Annotated in this window: 1 protein-coding gene; it reads right to left on the reverse strand. The window is 74.2% G+C overall.

From position 1 onward, the window contains the following. Window positions 1-48: 48 nt before the first annotated feature. On the reverse strand, window positions 49-2,916 hold a 2,868-nt coding region (gene cobT, locus AOK08_RS34310; protein WP_055533291.1), incomplete at its 5' end, for a nicotinate-nucleotide--dimethylbenzimidazole phosphoribosyltransferase.

A 2,916-nucleotide genomic window follows, 5' to 3' on the forward strand; every position in this document is an offset into this window, starting at 1 on the left:
TGCGGAACGACTGCCCACAGCCGGGCGGGCGCCAGCCGAAAAGTGACCCTACTTTTCCGTTACCCCTGCCGAGTCGAACGTCGCCACCTCGTGCATCGCCCTCGCCGTGCTCTGGACCATCGGGAGGGCCAGTAGGGCGCCCGTGCCCTCGCCGAGGCGGAGGTCCAGGTCGATCAGGGGGCGCAGGCCCAGCTTGTTCAGGGCCGCCACGTGGCCCGGTTCCGCGCTGCGGTGGCCCGCGATGCACGCGGCCAGGACCTCGGGGGCGATCGCACGGGCCACCAGGGCGGCGGCGCCGGCGCTGACGCCGTCAAGGATCACCGGCGTACGCAGCGAGGCGCCGCCCAGGAGCAGGCCGACCATGGCCGCGTGTTCGAAGCCGCCGATCGCCGCGAGGACGCCGATCGGGTCGGCCGGGTCCGGCTGGTGGAAGTCGATGGCCCGGCGGACCACCTCGGTCTTGCGGGCGAGAGTCTCGTCGTTGATGCCGGTGCCCCGGCCCGTGACCTCGGCCGGGTCCGTGTCCGTGAAGACCGCGATCAGGGCCGCCGACGCCGTGGTGTTCGCGATGCCCATCTCGCCCGTCAGCAGCGCCTTGTTGCCGGCCGCCACCAGGTCGCGGGCCGTCTCGATGCCGACCTCGATCGCCGCCGTGGCCTCCTCGCGGGTCATCGCGGGGCCGGTCGTCATGTCGGACGTGCCCGCGCGGATCTTGCGGGGCAGCAGACCGGGGGTGGCGGGCAGGTCCGAGGCGACGCCCACGTCCACGACGCAGACCTCGGCGCCGACCTGGTTCGCGAAGGCGTTGCAGACCGCGCCGCCGCCGAGGAAGTTGGCGACCATCTGGGCCGTCACCTCCTGCGGCCACGGGGTGACGCCCTGGGCGTGCACGCCGTGGTCGCCCGCGAAGATCGCGACCGCCGCGGGCTCCGGGATCGGGGGCGGGCACATGCGGGACAGGCCCGACAGTTGCGCGGAGATGATCTCCAGCATGCCGAGCGCGCCCGCCGGTTTCGTCATCCGCTTCTGGCGCTCCCACGCCTCGCCGAGCGCCTTGGCGTCCAGCGGGCGGATGTTGGCGACCGTCTCGGCGAGCAGGTCGTGCGGCTCCTCGCCGGGCAGCGCCCGACGGCCGTACGTCTCCTCGTGGACGACCCAGGACAGCGGGCGGCGCTTGGACCAGCCCGCCTGGAGCAGCTCGGGCTCCTCCGGGAACTCGTCGACGTAGCCGACGCAGAGGTAGGCCACGACCTCCAGGTGCTCCGGGAGGCCCAGCGCCCTGACCATCTCGCGCTCGTCGAAGAAGCTGACCCAGCCGACGCCGAGGCCTTCGGCGCGGGCCGCGAGCCACAGGTTCTCGACCGCGAGCGCGGAGGAGTAGGGGGCCATCTGCGGCTGTGTGTGCCGGCCGAGGGTGTGCCGGCCGCCCCGGGTCGGGTCGGCGGTCACGACGATGTTCACGGGTGTGTCGAGGATGGCCTCGATCTTCAGTTCCTTGAACTGCTTCGCCCGGCCCTTGGGCAGCGACCTGGCGTACGCCTCCCGCTGCCGCGCGGCCAGTTCGTGCATCGCGCCGCGCGTCTCCGCGGAGCGGATCACCACGAAGTCCCAGGGCTGCGAGTGGCCGACGGACGGCGCGGTGTGGGCCGCCTCCAGCACGCGCAGCAGTACGTCGTGCGGGATCGGGTCGCTGCGGAAGCCGTTGCGGATGTCCCGGCGCTCGCGCATCACCTTGAGCACGGCCTCGCGCTCGGCGTCGTCGTAGCCGGGAGCGGCGGGGCCGGTGGACTGCCGTACAGCCTCAGTCGGGGCGGTGTTCTCCTCGTTCTCCCCGTGCGCCTCGTTGTTCTCTTCGGACTCGTGCTGGTCGGCGGCCCTGGTGTCGAGGTCGTCCGCCTGCTGCGCCACCTGTACGGCGTCGGGGGCGGGTTCCGGCTGCTCGGCCGGGGCCGCGGCCATCGGTTCGGGGGCCGGGGCCTCGGCCTCCGCCGTCTCCGGCCCAGGTTCCGGGTGCGGGTGCGGAGTTCGGAGGGTGGTCTCCGGCGCCTGCGCGGGGTCCTCCTGCGGGAGGAGGACGAGGCCGTGCGGGGGCGTCGGGGCCAGGTGCGGGGCGGTGGGCACGATGCCGTCCACCGGGACGAACTCGCCCACCGGCTCGGTGAGCGGGGTGGCTTCCTCGGCGGGCGCCTCGTACTGCTCCGCGTGCTGCCCGGCGAACTCCTCCGCGTGCTGCCCGGCGAACTCCTCGAACTGCTCTGCGGAGGCAGTGGGTTCCGGGGCGGCCGGTGCGGGTGCGGCGACGGCTTCGGGGGCGGCGTCTGCTGTCGGCGCCTCCGCGAGGACAGGTTCCGTGACGGGAGCGGGTGCCCCTGTCGGCACCGCCTCGTACAGGGGTTCCGCGAGCGTGGCGGCCTCGGTCACCTCGGCGACGGTGTCCACCACGTGGGACGCCGGGTCCGCGACGTGGGCAACCGGAGGCTGGGGCTCCTCCTCGGCGGGCGGAGCCAGGAACTCCTCCACGGTTGCTGCCGGGGCCTCGGCATGGGCGCCGGGGTCCATCGCCTGCGGCTCGGCCTCGGGGGCTGCCTGCGGGGCGATGTGCGCGGCGGTCTCCTCGTAGGCCTCGGGGACCTCGGGGACCTCGGGGGTCTCGGGGGTCTCGGGGACCTCCGGGGCGAAGTAAGCCTCCGGCGCCGTCGGAACGTCCGCGACCAGGTGCGCGTCCGGTACGACCGGCTCTTCCTGTGCGACCGGCGCGGCCGGTACGGGTTCTGCCTCGGCCGCTACGGGTTCGGCCTCCGGTACGGCGGTTTCCGTCTCCGGTACGGCGATCAGGGCGTCCTCGGGCCGCGGCACGGTGCCCTCGGTCTCGTGCGGCGCGGGGGCCGCCTCGGGGGTCCGAGGGGTCTCCGGGGT

Source organism: Streptomyces graminilatus (assembly GCF_001418565.1).
In the GTDB taxonomy this organism is placed as follows: Bacteria; Actinomycetota; Actinomycetes; order Streptomycetales; family Streptomycetaceae; genus Streptomyces; species Streptomyces graminilatus.